18 protein-coding genes are annotated in these 22,172 nt (G+C 56.1%); 13 read left to right on the top strand and 5 right to left on the bottom strand.

The genetic code is table 11. The features are described from left to right. Positions 1–8: 8 nt before the first annotated feature. From tar to cheZ, 6 genes are read left to right on the top strand one after another with little or no spacing between them, the layout of a single operon-like run. Entirely contained in the window at positions 9–1,676 is a 1,668-nt protein-coding gene (gene tar / locus M2422_RS01165; RefSeq protein WP_064672730.1) for a methyl-accepting chemotaxis protein II, read from the top strand. Between the two features lie 44 nt (positions 1,677–1,720). Continuing rightward, positions 1,721–3,322, top strand: coding sequence for a methyl-accepting chemotaxis protein IV (tap, locus tag M2422_RS01170; protein ID WP_033145869.1), 1,602 nt, complete (start codon positions 1,721–1,723; stop codon positions 3,320–3,322). Positions 3,323–3,341: 19 nt separating this feature from the next. Further along, positions 3,342–4,208: a protein-glutamate O-methyltransferase CheR gene (gene cheR, locus M2422_RS01175; RefSeq protein ID WP_023312253.1), complete on the top strand. Its 867-nt coding sequence runs from the start codon at positions 3,342–3,344 to the stop codon at positions 4,206–4,208. Further along, the gene (locus M2422_RS01180) at positions 4,205–5,254 is read left to right on the top strand and encodes a chemotaxis response regulator protein-glutamate methylesterase (protein WP_029741783.1); all 1,050 of its coding nucleotides are present in this window, start codon (positions 4,205–4,207) and stop codon (positions 5,252–5,254) included. The genes cheR and M2422_RS01180 overlap by 4 nt, the downstream gene beginning before the upstream one ends. A 17-nt stretch (positions 5,255–5,271) precedes the next feature. After that, a complete protein-coding gene (gene cheY / locus M2422_RS01185) occupies positions 5,272–5,661 on the top strand; it encodes a chemotaxis response regulator CheY (RefSeq protein WP_008500431.1) in 390 nt (129 codons plus the stop codon). A 10-nt stretch (positions 5,662–5,671) separates the two neighbouring features. Further along, positions 5,672–6,316 carry a protein phosphatase CheZ gene (gene cheZ / locus M2422_RS01190; protein ID WP_023312251.1) on the top strand — a complete coding sequence of 215 codons (645 nt, stop codon included), beginning with the start codon at positions 5,672–5,674 and terminating at the stop codon, positions 6,314–6,316. Positions 6,317–6,364: 48 nt separating this feature from the next. On the opposite strand, the gene M2422_RS01195 is transcribed toward cheZ, so the two are convergent. The 4 genes from M2422_RS01195 to M2422_RS01210 all read right to left on the bottom strand — a co-directional run bounded on the left by M2422_RS01195 (position 6,365) and on the right by M2422_RS01210 (position 11,522). Next, the gene (locus M2422_RS01195) at positions 6,365–7,528 is read right to left on the bottom strand and encodes a fimbrial protein (protein WP_033145867.1); all 1,164 of its coding nucleotides are present in this window, start codon (positions 7,526–7,528) and stop codon (positions 6,365–6,367) included. A 4-nt stretch (positions 7,529–7,532) separates the two neighbouring features. Then, positions 7,533–10,073, bottom strand: coding sequence for a fimbria/pilus outer membrane usher protein (locus tag M2422_RS01200; protein WP_064672729.1), 2,541 nt, complete (start codon positions 10,071–10,073; stop codon positions 7,533–7,535). A 9-nt stretch (positions 10,074–10,082) separates the two neighbouring features. Beyond that, positions 10,083–10,775, bottom strand: a complete 693-nt coding sequence (locus tag M2422_RS01205; protein ID WP_064672728.1) for a molecular chaperone — start codon at positions 10,773–10,775, stop codon at positions 10,083–10,085. A 129-nt stretch (positions 10,776–10,904) separates the two neighbouring features. Next, a complete protein-coding gene (locus tag M2422_RS01210; RefSeq protein ID WP_310590834.1) occupies positions 10,905–11,522 on the bottom strand; it encodes a fimbrial protein in 618 nt (205 codons plus the stop codon). A gap of 462 nt (positions 11,523–11,984) precedes the next feature. Here M2422_RS01210 and flhB point away from each other — a divergent pair, with 462 nt between their 5' ends. From flhB to M2422_RS01235, 5 genes are all read left to right on the top strand, one after another. After that, entirely contained in the window at positions 11,985–13,133 is a 1,149-nt protein-coding gene (gene flhB, locus M2422_RS01215; protein WP_033145863.1) for a flagellar biosynthesis protein FlhB, read from the top strand. Beyond that, positions 13,126–15,204, top strand: coding sequence for a flagellar biosynthesis protein FlhA (gene flhA, locus M2422_RS01220; protein ID WP_033145862.1), 2,079 nt, complete (start codon positions 13,126–13,128; stop codon positions 15,202–15,204). Before flhB ends, flhA begins: the two co-directional genes overlap by 8 nt. Beyond that, positions 15,204–15,596, top strand: a complete 393-nt coding sequence (locus M2422_RS01225; protein WP_033145861.1) for a flagellar protein FlhE — start codon at positions 15,204–15,206, stop codon at positions 15,594–15,596. The genes flhA and M2422_RS01225 overlap by 1 nt, the downstream gene beginning before the upstream one ends. A 261-nt stretch (positions 15,597–15,857) precedes the next feature. Then, a complete protein-coding gene (locus tag M2422_RS01230) occupies positions 15,858–17,441 on the top strand; it encodes an MFS transporter (RefSeq protein WP_064672727.1) in 1,584 nt (527 codons plus the stop codon). 4 nt (positions 17,442–17,445) lie between these two features. Then, positions 17,446–18,585 (top strand): glycoside hydrolase family 105 protein, encoded by a 1,140-nt coding sequence (locus M2422_RS01235; protein WP_064672952.1) that lies wholly within the window; start codon positions 17,446–17,448, stop codon positions 18,583–18,585. 76 nt (positions 18,586–18,661) lie between these two features. On the opposite strand, the gene argS is transcribed toward M2422_RS01235, so the two are convergent. Then, a complete protein-coding gene (gene argS / locus M2422_RS01240) occupies positions 18,662–20,395 on the bottom strand; it encodes an arginine--tRNA ligase (RefSeq protein WP_033145858.1) in 1,734 nt (577 codons plus the stop codon). A 239-nt stretch (positions 20,396–20,634) separates the two neighbouring features. On the opposite strand from argS, the gene M2422_RS01245 reads away from it, so the two are divergent. After that, entirely contained in the window at positions 20,635–21,195 is a 561-nt protein-coding gene (locus M2422_RS01245) for a VOC family protein (RefSeq protein ID WP_033145857.1), read from the top strand. 78 nt (positions 21,196–21,273) lie between these two features. After that, positions 21,274–22,017 (top strand): copper homeostasis protein CutC, encoded by a 744-nt coding sequence (gene cutC, locus M2422_RS01250; RefSeq protein WP_045355966.1) that lies wholly within the window; start codon positions 21,274–21,276, stop codon positions 22,015–22,017. Positions 22,018–22,172: the final 155 nt, after the last annotated feature.

Raw genomic sequence — 22,172 nt, forward strand, 5'->3', positions numbered from 1 at the left:
GGTGTTGTATGTTGAACCGTATCCGCGTTGTCACAATGCTCATGATGGTGCTGGTCATTTTCGCACTTCTTCAGCTCATCTCCGGCGGGCTTTTTTTCTCGTCATTAAAACAGAACCAGGACAGCTTCGCGGCCTCGAACGATCTCCGCCTGCAGCAGAGTGAACTCACGTCGACGTGGGATCTGATGCTGCAAACGCGCATCAACCTGAGCCGCTCGTCCGCGCGCATGATGATGGACCCCAACAATCAGCAGAGCAGCGCGAAAACCGATCTGTTGAAAAATGCCCGTGCCACCCTCGCTGACGCCGCGAAACATTACGACGCCTTCAAAAAGATCGCCCCGCAGCCTGCTATGGAGCAGGTGAGCCAGAATATCGATGAAAAATACAATGCCTACCATACCGGCCTGACAGAGCTGATTCAGTTCCTGGAGAGCGGCAATATGGACGCCTATTTCGCGCAGCCAACGCAGGGGATGCAAAACGCACTCGGCGCGGCGCTGGGGGAATACGCGAAGGTCAGTGGCGATCTCTATCACTCGGCCTTTACGGCAAGCCAGAATGACTACCGCTTTGCAAAATGGCAGATGGCCGTGATGGCGCTGGCGCTGGTCATTGTGCTGGTCGCGGTCTGGTACGGCATTCGCCATATCCTGCTGAACCCTCTCGGCCGCGTCATTGCCCACATTCGTGAAATTGCCGGCGGTGACCTGACCAAAACGCTGACCGTTTCCGGGCGCAATGAGATCACCGAGCTGGCAAACAGCGTTGACCATATGCAGCGTTCGTTAATCGAAACCGTTGCCAACGTACGTAACGGGTCGGAGGCTATCTACACCGGCACCAGCGAAATTGCGATGGGGAATAACGACCTCTCTTCTCGTACCGAGCAGCAGGCGTCCGCCCTGGAAGAGACGGCCGCCAGCATGGAGCAGCTCACCGCGACCGTGAAGCAGAACGCCGATAACGCCCGCCAGGCGTCTCAGCTGGCGGAAAGCGCCTCCGAGACGGCACAGCGCGGCGGCCGCGTGGTGGATGGCGTGGTGAAAACCATGCACGAAATCGCCGACAGCTCGAAGAAAATCGCCGACATCATCAGCGTTATCGACGGCATTGCCTTCCAGACCAACATTCTGGCGCTGAACGCCGCCGTGGAAGCGGCGCGCGCGGGTGAACAGGGGCGCGGGTTTGCCGTGGTGGCCGGGGAAGTACGCAACCTGGCCAGCCGCAGCGCCAACGCGGCCAAAGAGATCAAGTCCCTGATTGAAGATTCCGTCTCCCGCGTGGATACCGGCTCCGTGCTGGTGGAAAGCGCCGGGGAGACCATGAATGACATCGTGAATGCCGTCACCCGCGTGACGGACATCATGGGTGAAATCGCCTCTGCGTCCGATGAGCAGAGTCGTGGTATCGACCAGGTTGCTCTGGCGGTATCGGAAATGGATCGCGTGACACAGCAAAACGCCGCGCTGGTGCAGGAGTCCGCTGCGGCAGCCGCTGCTCTGGAAGACCAGGCGAGCCGTCTGAAGATGGCCGTCTCGGCGTTTCGTCTCGCTTCACTCGCTGGAAACACGGTCACCCCGCAGGCGACGTATCGCGTGCCAGCCGCTGAATCGGCTGTAAACCGTACGCGCACCGCGACGACCGGACAAGATGAAAACTGGGAAACATTTTGACTGACAATTAAACCGCGGCTGCTTGCCGCTTGATGGGAGCGTGGATGTTAAATCGTATTCGTATCTCGACCACACTGTTTTTGATTCTGATCCTTTGCGGTGTGTTGCAGGTTGGCAGTAACGGGTTGTCTTTTTGGGCGTTTCGCGATGGCTATCAGAATTTGCAGGAAGTTGAGGCTAGTAATCAGCAGCGCTCCGCACTGGCACAAACGCGTGCCGTGCTGTTGCAGGCAAGCACTGCGCTGAACAAGGCGGGAACCTTAACCGCGCTGAGTTATCCGCCGGATGACATTAAAGCGCTGATGGCGACCGCGCGCGACAGTCTGAAGCAGGCTGACGCACAGTTTAAAGCCTTTACGGCGCAGGCCGCCGACAGTGAGAAAGAGAAAGCGCTGAAGGCCGCCATGAAGACGAACTTTGAGCAGTGGTACAGCGATCTGGACCACCAGGCGACGTGGCTTGAGAACAACCAGCTTTCGGACTTTATGACTGCACCGGTTCAGGCGTCTCAGGCGGCGTTTGACGGCAGCTTTAACGCGTGGCAGCAGGATATTAACCAGTCTGTTCAGCGTGCCGGTGACCAGAGTCGTCAAAGCTATCACATGTCGGGCGTCATCTTTGCCGTGGTGGTGATCCTGGCAGGGCTGCTGACCGGCGGGGCGCTGCTCTGGTCGCGCAGAATGATCGTGCAGCCGCTGGCGATTATCAGCAGCCACTTCGACAGCATTGCGAAAGGGGACCTGGCGCGTCCGGTGGCGGTGTTCGGCAAGAACGAAATTTCGGCGATCTTTGCCAGCCTGAAGGCGATGCAGGGATCGCTGCGGGAAACGGTGAGCGACGTGCGGCAGGGCAGTTATGCCATGCACACCGGGATCTCTGAGATTGCGGCGGGCAACAACGATCTCTCGTCCCGCACCGAGCAGCAGGCGGCCTCGCTGGCGCAGACGGCGGCCAGCATGGAGCAGTTAACCGCGACGGTAAGCCAGAACGCCGATAACGCGCGTCAGGCGTCTGACCTGTCAAAACAGGCGGCGATGACGGCGAAGAAAGGCGGCGACCAGGCGTCCCATGTCGCCAGCACCATGCAGGAGATTGCCACCAGCTCGCAGAAAATTGGTGACATCATCAGCGTGATTGACGGTATCGCCTTCCAGACCAACATTCTGGCGCTGAATGCCGCCGTGGAAGCGGCGCGCGCCGGTGAGCAAGGGCGCGGGTTTGCGGTGGTGGCGGGGGAAGTACGTAACCTGGCGAGCCGCAGCGCCAACGCGGCGAAAGAAATTAAGGTCCTGATCGAAGAGTCGGTTTCGCGCGTTCAGCAGGGCTCAACGCTGGTGGATACGGCGGCGAAAACCATGCACGAGATCGTCACCTCCGTGACGCGGGTGAACGACATCATGGGCGAGATTGCCTCTGCGTCGGATGAACAGCGCCGCGGGATTGAGCAGGTTGCCCAGGCCGTCAGCCAGATGGATCAGGTGACGCAACAGAACGCCTCGTTAGTTGAGGAAGCGGCAGCGGCAACCGATCAGCTGGCCAGCCAGGCGGATCGTCTGACCGGACTGGTCGCGGTATTTAATGTGAAAGAGCACGTTGAAGCAGTAACAGAAGTCGGGCGGTCGCAGGCCGTGCCAGTTGTATCCTGAATGTAATTAAGAAGGCGCTATGACATCACCAATGCCCCCTGGGCAAACGTCATTATTGTTGCAGATGACACAGCGCCTCGCGCTGTCCGACGCGCATTTTCGTCGGATATGTCAGTTAATCTACCAGCGTGCGGGGATCGTGCTTGCGGATCATAAGCGGGACATGGTCTACAACCGTCTGGTGCGGCGCTTGCGTACGCTGGGGCTGGATGATTTTGGCCGCTATCTGAGCATGCTCGAGGCGAACCAGAACAGCGCAGAGTGGCAGGCTTTTATTAACTCGTTAACCACCAACCTGACGGCGTTTTTCCGTGAAGCTCACCACTTCCCGGTCCTGGCCGAGCACGCCCGCCGTCGCACCGGGGAGTATCGCGTATGGAGCGCGGCCGCCTCGACGGGTGAAGAGCCGTACTCGCTGGCGATCACCCTTGCTGACACCCTGGGCATGACGCCCGGACGCTGGAAAGTCTACGCCAGCGATATCGATACCGAGGTGCTGGAGAAGGCGCGTAACGGCGTGTATCGCCAGGATGAACTGAAAACGCTGTCGCCGCAGCAGCTGCAGCGTTATTTCATGCGCGGCACGGGCCCGCATGAAGGCCTGGTGCGCGTACGCCAGGAGCTGGCGAACTGCGTCGAATTCGCGCCCGTTAACCTGCTGGATAAGCAGTACAACGTGCCGGGGCCGTTCGATGCCATTTTTTGCCGTAACGTCATGATCTATTTTGATAAAACGACGCAACAGGACATTTTGCGTCGGTTTGTTCCGTTGCTCAAGCCTGACGGTTTACTGTTTGCCGGGCACTCGGAAAACTTCAGCAACCTCGCGCGTGAGTTTAGCCTGCGTGGGCAAACGGTATATGCGCTGAGTAAGGAAAAAGCATGAGTAAAATCAGGGTGTTGTCTGTCGATGATTCAGCGCTGATGCGTCAGATCATGACTGAAATTATCAATAGCCACAGCGACATGGAGATGGTGGCGACTGCGCCCGATCCTCTGGTAGCGCGGGATTTAATTAAAAAATATAACCCCGACGTGCTAACGCTGGATGTCGAGATGCCGCGCATGGATGGCATAGATTTCCTCGAAAAATTAATGCGCCTTCGGCCCATGCCGGTGGTGATGGTCTCTTCCCTGACCGGAAAAGGATCGGAAATCACCCTGCGCGCGCTGGAGCTGGGGGCGGTGGATTTTGTCACCAAACCGCAGCTCGGCATTCGCGAAGGGATGCTGGCCTACAGCGAAATGATTGCGGAGAAGATCCGCACCGCGTCGCGGGCGAAGCTTGCTGCCCATACGCCATTGGCCGCGCCTGCGACCCTGAAGGCCGGTCCCTTACTCAGCTCGGAAAAACTGCTGGTTATTGGGGCGTCAACCGGAGGAACAGAGGCAATTCGTCATGTACTCCAGCCATTGCCGCTTTCAAGTCCGGGTATTCTGATCACTCAGCATATGCCGCCAGGCTTTACCCGTTCGTTCGCCGAACGCCTGAACAAGCTGTGCCAGATCAGCGTGAAGGAGGCGGAAGACGGCGAGCGCGTGCTCCCGGGACATGCCTATATCGCCCCGGGCGACAAGCATATGGAGCTGTCGCGCAGCGGCGCTAACTATCAAATCAAAATTCATGACGGACCGCCGGTCAACCGGCACCGTCCGTCGGTGGATGTGCTGTTTCATTCGGTGGCGAAACATGCGGGGCGCAACGCCGTTGGGGTGATCCTGACGGGGATGGGCAACGATGGTGCCGCCGGAATGCTTGCAATGCACCAGGCTGGCGCCTGGACGATTGCGCAGAATGAAGCAAGTTGTGTGGTGTTCGGCATGCCGCGCGAGGCCATCAATATGGGTGGCGTGAGCGAAGTGGTCGATCTTAGCCAGGTAAGCCAGCAGATGCTGGCGAAAATCAGTGCCGGACAGGCAATACGTATTTGACTCAGGAGTATTATTTTATGGCGGATAAAGAGCTTAAGTTTTTGGTTGTGGATGACTTTTCCACCATGCGTCGCATCGTGCGCAACCTGCTGAAAGAGCTGGGCTTCAACAACGTTGAAGAAGCAGAAGACGGCGTTGATGCGCTGAACAAACTGCAGGCTGGCGGGTTTGGTTTTGTTATCTCCGACTGGAACATGCCAAACATGGACGGTCTGGAACTGCTGAAAACCATTCGTGCCGATGCCGGAATGGCGTCTATGCCGGTTCTGATGGTTACTGCAGAAGCGAAAAAAGAGAACATCATTGCCGCTGCACAGGCGGGCGCAAGCGGCTATGTGGTGAAGCCATTCACCGCGGCAACCCTGGAAGAGAAGCTCGGTAAGATCTTCGAGAAACTCGGCATGTGAGGTGATGGAAATGTTGCAACCTGCTATGAAACCCGTTGAAGAACACTCGCCGAGCGATATTATCGTCCGCATCGGCAGCCTGACGCGCATGCTGCGTGACAGCCTGCGTGAGCTGGGTCTGGATCAGGCGATTGCCGAAGCGGCGGAAGCCATTCCTGATGCCCGCGATCGTCTGGACTATGTTGTGCAGATGACCGCTCAGGCCGCGGAACGTGCGCTGAACAGCGTTGAAGCGTCACAGCCGCACCAGGATGCGATGGAAAAGGGGGCGAAAGCGCTGAGCAAACGCTGGGACGAGTGGTTTGAGAACCCTATCGAGCTGGCGGATGCCCGTGAGCTGGTGACGGATACCCGTCAGTACCTGGGTGATGTGCCGGGGCACACCAGCTTCACCAACGCTCAGCTGCTGGACATCATGATGGCGCAGGATTTCCAGGACCTGACCGGTCAGGTGATCAAGCGCATGATGGATGTTATTCAGGAGATTGAGCGTCAGCTGCTGATGGTTCTGCTGGAGAACATCCCTGAACCTGCAGCCCGTCCAAAACGTGAGAACGAAAGCCTGCTCAATGGTCCACAGCTCGACGCCAGCAAGGCGGGCGTTGTGGCAAGCCAGGATCAGGTAGACGATCTGCTCGATAGCCTCGGCTTCTGATTGTTCTGATTACCCTCAGGCTGCGGCGTCAACCTGAGGGTAGTTCGGTTAGCGAAGATCCATCTTCACCGTCACGTTACCTTCAAAGCGGCCCGGGGCCGGAGAGGCATTGGTCGTGCTGACCGGTACAGCCTGAATTTTGACCACACCGTTTCCCTGCGCGTCCATCGTCACCGGAAACTCATAGGTCCCGTCCAGCGCGACGTTCTGACTGTGTTCATCATATACACGCACCCCGAGATCGTCTCTGTCCAGAAGTTTTGCAATGTACGGCGTACTGCTGTCCGCGACCCCCTGATCTGCGGTCAGCGTGAGCTTTATCCGGTCCGTGTTTCCCACTGCGTTATCATCACAGTGGTAGGCAATATCGACGTTTTTGATGGCATAACGTTTTGGCGGTTGCCCCTTGATGACGAATTGCTTGCTGACGATGCTGCCGAACTCAACCTCAATGGTGCTGCCTTCGTTGATAACGCAGCTTAGCGGCGCAGAAAGCGTGCCGCTAAACCAGATATCAGAGACCTGATCTGCCTGCCCGGGATCGCAGCTTCCCCCCGAGCCGAAATAAAGACAGGCATAGTTTTGCGCGACGATCGTCGAAGGGATCACCTCTTGACCCAGGATGGGTTTTTTAATGTGAAGAAGGATCGCCACGACGTTCCAGCGGAAATTACGCTTTACTGTAGCGGCGTTGCTCGGCTGGGTGCCACTACTGCAAACGTTGGCATCTCCCTCCGTTTTGGCGAGTGCATTCTCGCTAGTGTTACGCATATTAGCTCTGGACGTCGGGTATTCATTGACAGCTATCGGGGTCAAAGAAGTGCCGTCCGGAGAGTTGATTGCATCCGCATAGGCGGTGATATCGGCATCGATCTTTTCTGTCAAATAGCCGTATCCGCTTGTTCCCGGTTTCAACGGGCTTCCGGCGAAGGTTTTTTCATAAACCATGCTCGAAGAAAATATATTCCCGGGACAGCTGCAGTTGGCCACTATCACCGGGCCATTGCCGACCAGATGATTTGGCACATCATAGTCATGATTGGCGATATTTTCGCTGGATGAAAACTCATGATCGAACGTCGTGGTGTAGGCTTGCGGCGCACCGAAGCAGTCATGAAGTAAAGTCGCGGCCATGCTCGGGCTGGTTGCGGTCAGGCTCAGTGCCGTGGCCAATGAAGCCCAGACGGCCCGTTTCTTGAATATAGTTGTCATGTGCTTATTCCTGCTGACAAAGCTCGCTAACCGAGCGAATACCGTTAGGGCTTTCGGTTTGGTTGGCTGACTGTTGCGTAATGCTGGCGCGGCACTGTTGGCCCGTGCCGTTGCCCCACTTCACGGTGAGCTGCGCGGTCTCTCCAATGCCTGACAGATAGACGGTGCTGGTTTCATCGACAATGCCGCTCATCACCGGGTCGCTACTGGTCGCGATGGCGCCGAACGGAACGGGGAGACCGTTTGGACGCTTCAGGGTGATCAGCATCCGGTAGCCTGTGTGGGCATCAAATCTGGCCAGCACCGCCGCGTTGCGCGAAGGAATGACGGTGATGGCGGTATCGCTGCTGTCCACATTTTCCGGCAGGCTCGAGGTATCAATACGAATATTGTTCTCCTGGTACGGAGTGAGTGATGGAATGACCGCATTACCCTGCCAGTCGGTCTGAATACCCCGCTGGTTCAGGAAACGGACGCCGGAAGCATCGTTGGCGTTGACGATAGCAAACTGGCTTCCTAAAGGTTGAGCCAGCGTGATGCCCTGAGGATGGGCAACAATACCGCCGCTAATGCCGTAGTTAAGCTGCTGAGAGTGATCGGTGGAAGCGTAATATCCGGCGCTCAGATTGGCGTATTGCGAGCGGTAGCTGCCATAGACGCTGCTGATATCTTCCCCGTCGTGGTTGGAGTGGCTCTGCTGCAACGAGTAGCTCAGACGCTCATCCTCCAGAAGCGTGCCGTTGAGGCCCACGTTTTGCCGCGTATAGCCATTTTTAGTGTTGCTGATGTTGTAGCTACTCCAGGCGCGTGGCAGCCATCTGGCGAGAGGAATGCTAAATCCCAAAGAGACCATCCTGTCAGACTCGTCGCCGTTGGTTTTGCTGTACGTATAGGCAATGTGATAGCTCGTGCCGGCAACAACGGTATTGAATCCCAGAGACAGGCTGCGCTCTTTTTTAGAGGTGCCCCAGTAATCCTGCTGATAACCGTTAAGATACAGACTCACCCCAGCAACGGTTTGGCTAACGCTGGCCTGAATGCGGTTGCGTTTATTGTAACGAAACAGCAGATCGTCTTCGTTGCCGTCACGCTTCTGGTTGGCGTCGGCAAAGCTGTAATATCCGCGGCTGGAGTATCGGTAGCTGCCGAGGCTGAAGTTAGTATCGGTCGAATCCAGCTTACCGGTATAAAGCAAACGCCATGACTGGCCGGTATGCTGGCTGTTATCGTCAAGCCGGGTGTCGGCGATGGTTACGTCAGCGGACAGCGAGCCCAGCGGCCCGAGCGCCAGACCGGCACCGGTATTGGCTGCGTTATAGTCTTTCGAGAGCGTCAGCCCTCCAAACCAGGTGAGAAGGTTATTTAAACCGTAAATCATGCTTCCCTGGAAAAAATCGGGTTCCTTTTGGTCGCTCCCGCTTTCAGCACGATAACGGCCTGCTGTCATTTCGTACTTCATTCGCCCTGGCCGCAGCATAACCGCGATACTGGAGTAGGGCTGCGTAAAGTGATGCTCGGTGCCGTCAGCCTCTTTCACCGTAACGTCCAGATCGCCGCTGTTGGTCGTGGAGTAGAGATCGTCGATTTCGAACGCGCCCGGCGCGACATTTTGCTGATAGATGAGGTAGCCATTCTGGCGCACCGAGACTTCCGCATTTGAACTGGCGATGCCGCGTATGACAGGGGCATAGCCGCGTTGGCTGTAGGGAAGCATCTCTTCATCCGACGCAAGGTTAACGCCCCGGTACTGTAAGCTATCAAATACCTCGCCCCGCGTGTTGCTTTCTCCGGCCGTGAACTGTGCCTTGAGGGCGTCAACGTCATGCTGGAGGAAGGTATTGATGTTTTCCCACAGGTTTTCATTCTCTGAATTGCTCCACGTTGAATAGTTGCGCACTCGCCAGCCACCCATGTTGGCGCCGGTGCGCAAATTCAGATACTGACTGGTGGCGCTGTTGTCGCCGCTCTCCTTATTTTTTGATCCTGAGAAAGCGTAGTCACTGAACAACACGGGAACACCGTCGTCCCAGCGCGAAGGATCGATGTAATCGCGACCGGTACTTCTTAACGCGGCCTGAGGAATACTCAACGCTAATGTCATGTTTGAAAAATCAAGCCGCGCGGAGGCCTGGGGGATATAGTTGCTGATATCTTTAGGCAAAGCCTTATTGGCGGGTAACGCAAGCAAGGCGGGATACTGGTCGATAGCAACCCCCCATGCCCGCAGCATATCCGGTGTGAGCTGCGGTATCAGTGACCCTTCCGGCGAGCTGACGTAAGCGATACTGGTGGTGCTCAGGCGGTGTTCGTTCACCTGCACTCGTGAAGAATAGGTGCCGGGTAGCTGAGCATTCGACTTTGAAAAGAGTGAAAGGTCGATATCCTGCTGGGCCAGCATGTCTCCTTCAAGCGATGAGGGAGAGAAACGATACTCACGGGCCAGCGTCGAGAAGCTCGCGATGAGCAAGACACCGCCAAGGCAGCGAAGAAGCGGATTCGGTCTAAAGAGCCGCTCGTATGACATATCATTACGTCCTGTCATCATCGCGGTCTTTTATTCCTGCGCCAGGGTGGCGGTGTATTTTTCGGAAGCATTGCCATAATCGGTTATGCAGCGCCAGGTGACGCTCGTCCCCTGAGCATTGTCAGGGAGAGGAATGTCAGCGTGGAATTTAGGGGCAACCATGTCGGCTTTCTCCACTTTGTGCACTCCCAGCGCAAGTGAATCAAAGACGCTGTAGAACGCCCCCTCGTTGATGACAGTGAGCTGTTGACCATGACGCGCGAAGCGCAGGTTTTTGCAGGATTCAGAGGGCGTACCGCTCAGTCCGACAGGGCGCCAGAACAGTTTCAGACGCGTTTTATAGATTAACCGCAGGACGTTTTTGTCTCCCTCATCCGTAGCCGTGGCAGGAACGGTTCGTACGTTCATATAGAACAGAGACTCTTTATCGCCTGCTAAGGTTGTCCCGTTCCAGGTAATACGCAGGCTTTGCTCTTTTTGCGGATCGAGCCGAAAGAGAGGCGGTGTCACGATAAACGGTCCGTGCGTTTTACCATCACCTGTATCCGTCCATGACTGTATTAACCATGGAAGCTCTTTATCATTATTTTGTAAGGGCAGGGCAACTTCCTTTTTCGCGGCATCGTAGATTATGCGTGTGCGACCGATCTGAATACCTGCTGCGTGACAAAAGGTGCTCGCAATAACAGGAATGCATAATAAGACCCGGAGTAAAATGCGCATGGTGAAACCTTTAATAAAGGAGGTTGAAGGGAAATGATAATAGTCCGAGTCCGGACTATTATCAGATCATGACTCCTTAAATGTCATGACGCCTAAATATATATATTATGAATATCAGTAATGCGTTTGTTAACGGTAAAGAATATTTACCGTCATATCAGCATCTGCCGGACCGGCGGTAACCGCATCTGCAAATGATTTATAGCGGGCATTAAAATCAGCTTTAATCGTATCTTCGGATTTTGTCGCCAGTTCGATATAGATTTGCCCTTCAGCGCCATCCATCGTGATGAGCTTATCATCTTTACCCGCCGGGCTGACGGCAATGCCGATACCGGTGGCCGCGGTTTCGCCCGTGGTGGTAATTTTACTGACGTCCAGCAGCGTTTTGGTCTTGGTCAGGGTCGTTGGGCCGTTAAAGGTCAGCTGAACAGCCGGAAGCCCAGCGCTTGTTAACGGGCAGTTCGCCAGCGTAATGGAGAACTCCGTAAGTGCGGTCTCCTTCCCAACGGTATTAAACAATGATGTAGGATAGGTACCCAGTGGTATAGTACTGTCCGTGCCGTCGTCACCCTGAATGGTGCAGCTTGATTCGATAATTTCACCCGTGAAATGAATTGTGCCAGCATTCATTTCTGCGGCGAAACCATTCATCGACAGTGTTGCAAGGGCTAAGCCCGCAATAATATTCTTTTTGAAATCCATATTAAATGTCCCTTTAAGTAAAAAGAAATATCTGGCATACATTTTGCTTTCTGGTGAAAAGTAAATTATGTCGTATGAAATTATAACATTTAATTTTCTGCTGGTAAGGTAGTCTCAGGATTAATGTTATATAGATTTATCCATTTTTGGATTATGTGGGGGAATGATTTATATGGTTTCGATTGCTGTGAATTATTGAATTTACATAGTTATATCATTCCTGCAATACCAGGTAGTTAAAATCGACGGTTATGTTAATTTTTTTTCGGGATGTTTTAGAGTGAATTTTCTTTAAAACTGCGCTTAATTCATTTTGTAATATGAAACACATCACAAAAGCTGGAGAATGTTCGTTCGAACATTCCTTACCCTTTTTTCCCTAGCCCGAATTGCAGAGTGGGGGCTTAAACAGGATAAAAAGACCCGGTTATAGGGGTTTTTCAGCCCATTGATGAAAGGCGGTGCTGGCATGATACCCGTGACGTAATGGGCTGAGCATGCACTGTGGCAGAAGAGAACGACGACAAAACGGAAGCCCCCACACCCCACCGACTAGAAAAAGCGCGTGAGGAAGGGCAGATCCCCCGATCCCGAGAATTGACCTCCCTGCTGATCCTTATCGTAGGGGTGTGCATTATCTGGTGGGGCGGGGAGTCGCTCGCCCGCAAGCTGGCGGGAATGTTGTCCACCGGCTTACGTTTTGACCACAGCATGGTCAACGATCCGAATCTGATCCTCAGCCAGATTATTCAGCTTATTAAAGGGGCCATGGTCGCGCTGCTGCCCCTGATAACCGGGGTCGTGCTGGTCGCGCTGGTCTCTCCGGTGATGCTCGGCGGCCTGGTTTTTAGTGCCAAATCGCTGCAACCGAAATTTTCCAAACTGAACCCGCTGCCGGGTATCGCGAAAATGTTCTCTGCGCAGACCGGGGCTGAGCTGCTCAAAGCCGTTCTCAAATCGGTGCTGATGGGCAGTTCCGCAGGCTTTTACCTCTGGTACCACTGGCCGGAAATGATGCGTCTTATCAGCGAATCGCCGCTCACCGCGATGAGCAACGCGCTGAATCTGGTTGGGCTTTGCGCGCTGCTGGTGGTGCTCAGCATTATCCCGATGGTGGGTTTTGACGTGATCTTCCAGCTTTATACCCATTTTAAAAAGCTGCGCATGTCGCGTCAGGATATCCGTGACGAATATAAGCAGATGGAAGGTGACCCGCACGTGAAAGGGCGCATCCGCCAGATGCAGCGTGCCGCCGCCCGTCGCCGGATGATGGACGATGTGCCGAAGGCCGACGTCATCGTCACCAACCCGACACACTATTCCGTTGCGCTGCGCTATGACGAAAACAAAATGAGCGCGCCGAAAGTCGTTGCGAAAGGGGCGGGGCTGATCGCACTGCGTATCCGGGAAATTGGCACGGAAAACCGCGTACCGATCCTGGAAGCCCCTCCGCTGGCGCGTGCCCTGTACCGCCATGCGGATATCGGACAACAGATCCCGGGACAACTCTACGCCGCCGTGGCGGAAGTGCTGGCCTGGGTGTGGCAGTTGAAGCGCTGGCGTCTGGCTGGCGGTCAACGGCCTGTGAAACCTGAAAACCTTCCGGTGCCTGCCGCGCTGGATTTTATGAACGAGAAGGACACTGATGGCTAATCTGGTGGCAATGTTGCGCCTGCCCGGCAACCTGAAATCGACCCAATGGCAAATCCTTGCCGGGCCGATTCTGATCCTGCTAATTCTGTCGATGATGGTACTGCCGCTCCCGGCGTTCATCCTCGATCTGCTTTTCACTTTCAACATTGCGCTGTCCATTATGGTGCTGCTGGTGGCGATGTTCACCCAGCGTACCCTGGAGTTCGCCGCGTTCCCGACCATTCTGCTGTTTACCACCTTGCTCCGACTGGCGCTGAACGTGGCGTCCACGCGTATCATCCTGATGGAAGGTCATACCGGTGCGGCAGCGGCAGGTAAAGTGGTGGAGGCGTTCGGCCACTTCCTGGTAGGCGGCAATTTCGCTATCGGTATCGTGGTGTTCGTTATCCTCGTTATCATCAACTTTATGGTTATCACCAAAGGTGCAGGGCGTATCGCGGAAGTGGGCGCGCGTTTTGTGCTGGACGGGATGCCGGGCAAACAGATGGCGATCGACGCCGACCTGAACGCCGGCCTTATTGCCGAAGATGAAGCCAAAAAACGCCGTTCGGAAGTGACGCAGGAGGCGGACTTCTACGGCTCCATGGACGGTGCGAGTAAGTTTGTGCGCGGTGACGCCATCGCAGGCATTCTGATCATGGTGATTAACGTGGTCGGCGGCCTGCTGGTCGGGGTATTGCAGCACGGGATGGACATGGGCCACGCGGCGGAAAGTTATACGCTGCTGACCATTGGTGACGGTCTGGTTGCGCAGATCCCGGCGCTGGTTATCTCTACTGCGGCGGGTGTGATTGTGACCCGCGTGAGTACCGATCAGGACGTTGGCGAGCAGATGGTGGGCCAGCTCTTCAGCAACCCGCGCGTTATGCTGCTGGCCGCTGCCGTTCTGGGTTTGCTCGGCCTGGTGCCGGGGATGCCAAACCTGGTATTCCTGCTGTTTACGGCGGGTCTGCTGGGGCTTGCCTGGTGGATGCGTGGCCGTGAAATCAAACCGGCAGCGGAACCTGTTCAGGTAAAAATGCCGGAAAATACCCAGGCCGTCGAAGCGACCTGGAACGACGTTCAGCTGGAAGATTCCCTGGGAATGGAAGTGGGCTATCGCCTGATTCCGATGGTCGATTTCCAGCAGGATGGCGAGCTGCTTGGCCGTATCCGCAGTATCCGTAAAAAATTCGCCCAGGATATGGGCTTCCTGCCGCCGGTTGTACACATCCGCGACAATATGGACCTGCCGCCCGCGCGCTACCGCATTCTCATGAAAGGGGTCGAAATTGGCAGCGGTGATGCCTATCCGGGCCGCTGGCTGGCGATTAACCCGGGCACCGCCGCAGGCACGCTGCCGGGCGAGCAAACCATCGATCCGGCCTTTGGCTTGGCCGCTATCTGGATTGAAAGTGCCCTGAAAGAGCAGGCGCAAATCCAGGGCTATACGGTTGTTGAAGCCAGTACCGTGGTGGCGACCCATCTTAATCACCTGATCGGGCAATTCTCGGCAGAGCTGTTTGGCCGTCAGGAAGCGCAGCAGCTGCTTGACCGCGTCACGCAGGAGATGCCGAAGCTGACGGAAGATCTGGTCCCGGGCGTGGTGACTTTAACCACGCTGCACAAGGTGCTGCAAAACCTGCTCGAAGAGAAAGTGCCGATCCGCGATATGCGCACCATTCTCGAAACCCTTGCCGAGCATGCGCCGATACAAAGCGATCCGCACGAGCTGACGGCGGTGGTACGCGTGGCGCTGGGTCGTGCGATCACCCAGCAGTGGTTCCCGGGAACCGGAGAAGTGCAGGTCATTGGCCTCGATACGCCGCTTGAACGCCTGCTGCTGCAGGCCCTGCAGGGCGGGGGCGGCCTGGAGCCGGGCCTGGCGGACCGTCTGCTGGCGCAAACGCAGGAGGCGCTGGCGCGCCAGGAGATGCTGGGCGCGCCGCCGGTGCTGCTGGTGAACCATGCGCTGCGTCCGCTGCTGTCGCGCTTCCTGCGTCGTAGCCTGAACCAGCTGGTCGTGCTGTCGAATATGGAGCTGTCGGATAACCGTCACATCCGCATGACCGCGACGATCGGAGGAAAATAATGCGTAAATGGCTCTGGATTTTGTTCTTCCCGCTGGCGGCGCACGCTGCCGGGGAAGGCACCTGGCAGGCAAGCAGCATGGGAGTGACCCTCAGCAACCGGGGCGTTGCTATGTCATCTAACCCGCTGTCGCCTTCTGAAGGCGTTTCCGGTCAGATGGGCCTTGTGGTCTGGAATTACCGGCTGATTGGCCCAACGCCCGCAGGGCTGCGGGTGCGCCTCTGTTCTCAGACGCGCTGCACGGAAATCGATGGCGAAAATGGCACGACACAGGCGTTCAACGGCGTACCGGCCATTGAACCTTTGCGTTTCATCTGGGAAGTGCCGGGCGGGGGACGTTTAATCCCGGCGCTGAAAGTACAGAGTAATTCTGTCATCGTGAACTACCGCTAACACCCTGCCTTTTCACCAGCCATCAGCAATTTTGATGGCTGGCTCTCAAAACTGACCTCACCTTTTGATCAAATAGAAACGCTGTTTTATAAATCAGTGACGCGCGTGACGGTACTCTTTGCATTATTGCCATTGACCCTCTTAGTGATGGCAGAAACAGAAAGGTATCAACCGGTCGATGCATTTACTGTAGCCGTCTAAAAGCTCCCGGAAGACGCTTGCTTGCAGGGAGTCTCCCAAAACTGATTAGGGGTGACGGCAATGAGAACACGTAAAATTGGGCTCGCAAATTATCTCGCTTACGGGTCAGGCGATTTCCTCGGGGCGGGTACCACCGCCCTGACGGCGGCCTGGCTTTTATATTTTTATACCACCTTCTGCGGGCTCTCACCGATCGAAGCAACGTTTATCTTTGCCGCTGCAAGGGTGCTGGATGCCGTCGTTAGCCCGTTAATGGGCTTTTTAACCGATAACTTTGGGACAACCTGGCTCGGTAAGCGCTTCGGCCGTCGTAAGTTTTTTATCCTGCTGGGGATTCCGTGCGTGTTCAGCTACTCGCTGATGTGGGTTGGGGACATGAGCTTCTGGTACTACCTGCTGACCTATCTGGTGTTTGATATTGTCTACACCATGATTCTGGTGCCGTACGAAACGCTGGTACCGGAAATGACCGATGACTTTAAACAGAAAACCAAGTTCTCCGGGGCGCGTATCTCAATGGCGCAGATGTCCGCCATTCTGGCCTCCTTCCTGCCGGGGATCCTGTTAACCCACTTCGGGAAAGAAAACGCCATCTCCTTCTTCTACGCAAGCCTGGTCTTCTCCTTGCTCTGCGCCCTGATGCTAACCTTCGTCTGGTTCTTTACCTGGGAACGCCCGCGCGAAGAGTGGTCAGAAGCGGCGCTGCGTGCTGAAGAAGAGAAGAAGAAGCTGACGCTGGGGCAGAGCCTCAACCGCCTGATCGTTGAGTTAAGCTCCACGCTGCGCATCAAGATTTTCCGTCAGCATCTGGGCATGTACCTTGGCGGCTATATCGCGCAGGACGTGTTTAATGCGGTATTCACCTACTACGTGGTGTTCGTGCTGATGCAGGAAGCGTCAATGGCGTCCAATCTGCTGGGCACGATGGCTATTTTCCAGTTCTTTGCGGTTATCGCCATGATCCCGCTGTGCATCCGTTTCGGGCCTGCACCGTCCTACCGCATGGTCGTGGTGCTGTTTGGTCTGGCGTCTCTCTCTTACGCCATGCTCTATTACGCGGGCCTGAGCGACGTCTACGCTCTGCTGTTGCTGATCTCAGCGATTGCCGGTCTCGGTCGCGGCGGTATCAACTACGTGCCGTGGAACACCTATACCTACATTGCTGACGTGGATGAAGCGATCACCGGCCAGCGCCGCGAAGGGATCTTCGCGGGCATCATGACCCTGACCCGTAAGGCGTCACAGGCCGGTGCGGTGATGCTGGTGGGCATCGTGATGCAGATGTCCGGCTTTGTCAGCGGCCAGAAAGTGCAGCCTGCGGAAGTGAGCCACACCATTTTGACGATCCTGAGCGTGGGCACGATCCTGGTGCTGTTCTGCGGCTTCCTCGTTTCCCTGCGCTTCAGGCTCAATTTGCAGACCCACAGCACGCTGCGCGAGGAGACCGCGAAAATGCGTGAGTGTGGTCATGCGATGCCTGAGTCAGCGACGCCACACGCCCGCGCCACCGTCGAGATGCTGGCCGGTATGCCTTATGAGTCACTGTGGGGCAATAACAACATCGGTTATCTGAATCGCAATAAGCCAGCGGCACCCTCGCTGAAGGATCGCGCGGTACTGAATTCGACATACAACAGAGGTTAAGATGATGAAAGTTTGGCCTGTCAAACATAGCCCGTTATTACGTCAGCCAGAGCGCTTTATCGCCCGGGACGAACTGAAATCGCTGATTCAAAAGGTGACGCATAGCCTGGTCAATATCCACGACAAAACGGGTGAATTTTTGCTGCGGCTGGACGACGGGCGCGTGATCGACACTAAAGGCTGGGCCGGATGGGAGTGGACGCACGGCGTTGGCCTGTACGGTATCTGGCAATATTACTGCCAGACCGGCGACGAAGGTATGCGAGACATCATCGACAGCTGGTTTGCTGACCGCTTTGCGGAAGGCGCGACCACCAAAAACGTGAATACCATGTCGCCGTTCCTGACGCTGGCTTATCGCTACGAAGAGACCAAAAATCAGGCCTGGCGGCCGTGGCTGGAAAGCTGGGCGGAATGGGCGATGGCCGAGATGCCGCGCACGCAACACGGCGGGATGCAGCACATCACCCTGGCGGAAGAAAACCATCAACAGATGTGGGATGACACGCTGATGATGACGGTGCTGCCGCTGGCGAAAATCGGCAAGCTGCTCAACAAACCGGAATACGTTGAAGAGGCGGTGTATCAGTTCCTGCTGCACGTGCAGAACCTGATGGACCGGGAGACCGGGCTGTGGTTCCACGGCTGGAGCTACGACGGCAACCATAACTTTGCCCGTGCCCGCTGGGCGCGCGGCAACAGCTGGCTCACCATCGCGATCCCGGACTTCCTTGAGCTTGTGGATCTGCCGGAAAACAGCGCCGTGCGCCGCTACCTGGTGCAGGTATTGAATGCGCAGATTGCCGCGCTGGCGAAATATCAGGACGACAGCGGGCTATGGCATACGCTGCTCGACGATCCACATTCTTATCTTGAGGCGTCCGCGACGGCAGGGTTTGCCTACGGCATTCTGAAAGCCGTGCGCAAGCGCTACGTTGGCGCGGAGTATGCCGGAGTGGCAGGAAAAGCGATTCGCGGTATCGTCAAAAATATTTCGCCGGAAGGCGAGCTGTTGCAAACGTCGTTCGGCACGGGCATGGGCAGCGATCTTGAGTTTTATCGCCAGATCCCGCTGACGTCGATGCCGTACGGGCAGGCGATGGCGATACTGTGTCTGACGGAGTATTTGCGGAAATACTTTTGAACCTGCGGATATCCCCGGTGGCGCTGCGCTTACCGGGGCTACAAAACAAAACCCGGCTTGCGCCGGGTTTTTTGTATTACATGCGTTCTACGGTTTCGATACCCAGGGTATCCAGACCCAGCTTCAGGGTCTTCGCCGTGAGCTGCGCCAGCTTCAGGCGGCTGTTGCGGACCGATTCGTTTTCCGCAGACAGAATAGGGCAGTGCTCGTAGAAGCCGGAGAACAGACCCGCCAGATCGTACAGGTAAGCACACATCACGTGCGGCGTGCCGTCACGCGCGACAACCGTCAGCGTCTCTTCAAACTGCAGCAGGCGCGCCGCCAGCTGTGCTTCACGATCTTCCGTGATGGTCACTGTCGCATTCGCCAGTACGTTTTCATCAATGTTCGCCTTACGGAACACCGAGAGCACGCGGGTGTAGGCATACTGCATGTAAGGCGCCGTGTTGCCCTCAAACGCCAGCATGTTATCCCAGTCGAAGATATAGTCGGTGGTACGGTTCTTGGAGAGATCCGCGTATTTCACCGCACCGATACCCACGGCGTTGGCCAGTTTTTCCAGCTCATCGGCAGACATGTCCGGGTTCTTTTCAGCCACCAGACGGCGGGCGCGTTCCAGCGCTTCGTCCAGCAGGTCGGACAGCTTCACGGTACCGCCCGCACGGGTTTTGAACGGCTTGCCGTCTTTACCCAGCATCATGCCGAACATGTGGTGTTCCAGCGGCACGCAATCCGGCACGTAACCGGCTTTACGCACGATGGTCCACGCCTGCATCAGGTGCTGGTGCTGACGGGAGTCGATGTAGTACAGCACGCGGTCAGCATGCAGCGTCTCGTAACGGTATTTCGCACAGGCGATGTCAGTGGTGGTGTAGAGGTAGCCGCCATCCTTTTTCTGGATGATCACGCCCATCGGTTCACCTTCCTTGTTTTTATACTCATCAAGGAACACCACCGTTGCGCCTTCGCTCTCTACCGCCAGGTTTTTCGCTTTCAGGTCAGCCACAATGCCGGGCAGCATTGGGTTATAGAGGCTTTCACCCATCACGTCGTCACGGGTCAGGGTGACGTTCAGACGGTTATAGGTCAGCTGGTTCTGCGACATGGTTATGTCGACAAGCTTGCGCCACATCTCGAGGAAGTATTGGTCGCCACCCTGCAGTTTAACCACGTAGCTGCGCGCGCGCTCGGCAAAGGCTTCGTCTTCGTCGTAGTGTTTTTTGGCTTCGCGGTAGAACCCTTCCAGGTCCGCCAGCGCCATTTCACCCGCGTTTTCCTGCTGCTGTTTTTCCAGGTAAGCAATCAGCATGCCGAACTGGGTACCCCAGTCGCCCACGTGGTTCGCGCGGATCACCTTGTGACCGAGGAACTCGAGCGTGCGCACTGCGGCATCACCGATGATGGTGGAGCGCAGGTGGCCAACGTGCATCTCTTTCGCCACGTTCGGCGCAGAGTAGTCGATCACGACGGTCTGCGCCTCCGGCTGGGAAACGCCTAGACGGTCAGATTTCAGGGCCGCGTCAACGTGGCTTGCCAGGAATGCAGGCTCAAGGAAGATGTTGATAAAGCCCGGACCGGCGATTTCGGTTTTGCTGGCAATGCCGGAAAGATCCAGATGCGTCAGTACCTGCTCAGCGAGCTGTCGCGGCGGCATGCCCAGTTTTTTAGCCACTGCCATCACGCCATTAGCCTGATAGTCGCCAAACTGTACTTTTGCTGACTGACGAACCTGCGGTTCGCAATCCGCAGGTGCGCCTGCGGCAATCAGTGCCTGACTGACTTTTTCGGAGAGAAGAGCCTGAATATTCACCTGGATACCTTACGTTTTTGATGCGGGCTTACAGCCGCCCGCGCCAGTTAAAGAATTTAGGGCGGGAGTATACTGCAAATGCCCTCTGGCGTCAGCATTGCGGGGCCTGAAGATTGCTCAGAATCCAGGCGGTGAAGGTGTGCATAATCATGCAGTCGCAAAAAGCCGGATTCTGCGGTTGGTCAAAACAGGGCAACAGAGTAAATTAGCGGCTTTGCGACATGAAAAGAGAGTGACTTATGGCGAACTGGCAATCCATTGACGAACTGCATGATATTTCCGCAGATTTACCGCGCTTCACCCAGGCGTTCACAGAACTTGCCACCCGTCTTGGTCTGGATATCGCGCCGCTTGAGGCCGATCACATCTCTTTGCGCTGTCATCAGAATGCCACGGCCGAGCGCTGGCGTCGCGGGTTCGAACGGTGCGGCGAATTGCTCTCCGAGAACATCATCAATGGTCGCCCCATTTGCCTGTTCAAACTGCATGAACCGGTTAACGTGGCGCACTGGCAATTCAGCGTGGTTGAGCTGCCGTGGCCGGGCGAGAAACGCTATCCGCACGAAGGCTGGGAGCATATCGAAATAGTCCTGCCGGGTGAGCCGGAAACGTTGAATGCGCGCGCGCTGGCCCTGCTTTCTGACGAAGGCTTAAGCAAGCCGGGGATTTTTGTGAAGACGAGTTCACCCAAAGGCGAGCGCGAGCGGTTACCTAACCCGACGCTGGCCGTTACGGACGGACAGGTCACGGTGAAGTTTCATCCGTGGACCATTGAGCAGATCGTTGCCAGCGAAGCGTAAGAGATGTGAGTTCACGCCGGGACTGAAAACGGACGGCGTGGCATGATGTTTCGTTTAGTGGAATTTCAGGAGGATTAAATGGCGCTGCTGGAGATTTGTTGTTACAGCGTGGAGTGTGCCGTGACCGCGCAAAAGCACGGGGCTGACCGCATTGAACTGTGTGCGGCACCCAAGGAGGGCGGGCTGACGCCGTCTTACGGCGTGTTGAAGTCTGCCCGTCAGGCCGTCACCATTCCCGTTCATCCGATTATTCGTCCGCGCGGCGGTGATTTTTGTTACACGGCGGGCGAGTTCAGTGCCATGCTTGATGATATCGCACTCGTTCGGGACCTGGGGTTTCCAGGGCTGGTGACCGGCCTGCTGGATGAAGACGGCAATATCGATATACCGCGCATGCGTCAGATTATGAGCGCCGCGCAGGGGCTGGCCGTCACTTTTCATCGCGCATTTGATATGTGTAAAGATCCGCTTCAGGCCTTTGAAACGCTTGGAGAACTTGGCGTGGCGCGCATCCTGACATCGGGTCAGCAGGCGTCAGCTGAAAAAGGACTGCAATTAATTACGGAACTAAAAGCACATTCCGGTGTTCCAATAATAATGGCGGGTGCGGGAGTCCGCGCCAGCAATCTGGAACGGTTTTTAAACGCAGGGGTAGAAGAGCTGCACAGCTCCGCGGGTAAATGGATACCTTCGCCCATGCGTTATCGCAATACAGGATTGTCAATGTCGACGGATGCTGAAGCGGATGAGTATTCACGCTATGGCGTAGAGGGAGAGTCGGTTGCGGAAATGAAGTCGCTGATTGAGCGCCATCACGTGTAGCAACGTACCGATTTTTACCGCGCATCATGTCGCCCAATATGATGCTTGCTTGTACCAGGCCCCTGCAATTTCAACAGGGGCCTTTTTTTATCCCCTAACCCTAACCCTCTCCCCATAGGGGAGAGGGGACGGCTCGGTGCGGTTTTTCTCCCTCG

It is taken from the genome of Enterobacter sp. SLBN-59 (genome assembly GCF_024807915.1).
Taxonomy (GTDB): Bacteria; Pseudomonadota; Gammaproteobacteria; order Enterobacterales; family Enterobacteriaceae; genus Enterobacter; species Enterobacter asburiae_B.

Bases quoted from the DNA above. Each gene is read 5' to 3' on its own strand.
- M2422_RS01245 (WP_033145857.1), top strand. From the start codon at position 20,635: ATGGCGAACTGGCAATCCATTGACGAACTGCATGATATTTCCGCAGAT.
- M2422_RS01210 (WP_310590834.1), bottom strand. From the start codon at position 11,522: ATGTATGCCAGATATTTCTTTTTACTTAAAGGGACATTTAATATGGAT.
- M2422_RS01180 (WP_029741783.1), top strand. From the start codon at position 4,205: ATGAGTAAAATCAGGGTGTTGTCTGTCGATGATTCAGCGCTGATGCGT.
- cheY (WP_008500431.1), top strand. From the start codon at position 5,272: ATGGCGGATAAAGAGCTTAAGTTTTTGGTTGTGGATGACTTTTCCACC.
- M2422_RS01230 (WP_064672727.1), top strand. From the start codon at position 15,858: ATGAGAACACGTAAAATTGGGCTCGCAAATTATCTCGCTTACGGGTCA.
- cheZ (WP_023312251.1), top strand. From the start codon at position 5,672: ATGTTGCAACCTGCTATGAAACCCGTTGAAGAACACTCGCCGAGCGAT.
- M2422_RS01195 (WP_033145867.1), bottom strand. From the start codon at position 7,528: ATGACAACTATATTCAAGAAACGGGCCGTCTGGGCTTCATTGGCCACG.
- M2422_RS01235 (WP_064672952.1), top strand. From the start codon at position 17,446: ATGAAAGTTTGGCCTGTCAAACATAGCCCGTTATTACGTCAGCCAGAG.
- flhA (WP_033145862.1), top strand. From the start codon at position 13,126: ATGGCTAATCTGGTGGCAATGTTGCGCCTGCCCGGCAACCTGAAATCG.
- M2422_RS01205 (WP_064672728.1), bottom strand. From the start codon at position 10,775: ATGCGCATTTTACTCCGGGTCTTATTATGCATTCCTGTTATTGCGAGC.
- M2422_RS01225 (WP_033145861.1), top strand. From the start codon at position 15,204: ATGCGTAAATGGCTCTGGATTTTGTTCTTCCCGCTGGCGGCGCACGCT.
- tap (WP_033145869.1), top strand. From the start codon at position 1,721: ATGTTAAATCGTATTCGTATCTCGACCACACTGTTTTTGATTCTGATC.
- cutC (WP_045355966.1), top strand. From the start codon at position 21,274: ATGGCGCTGCTGGAGATTTGTTGTTACAGCGTGGAGTGTGCCGTGACC.
- M2422_RS01200 (WP_064672729.1), bottom strand. From the start codon at position 10,073: ATGATGACAGGACGTAATGATATGTCATACGAGCGGCTCTTTAGACCG.
- cheR (WP_023312253.1), top strand. From the start codon at position 3,342: ATGACATCACCAATGCCCCCTGGGCAAACGTCATTATTGTTGCAGATG.
- tar (WP_064672730.1), top strand. From the start codon at position 9: ATGTTGAACCGTATCCGCGTTGTCACAATGCTCATGATGGTGCTGGTC.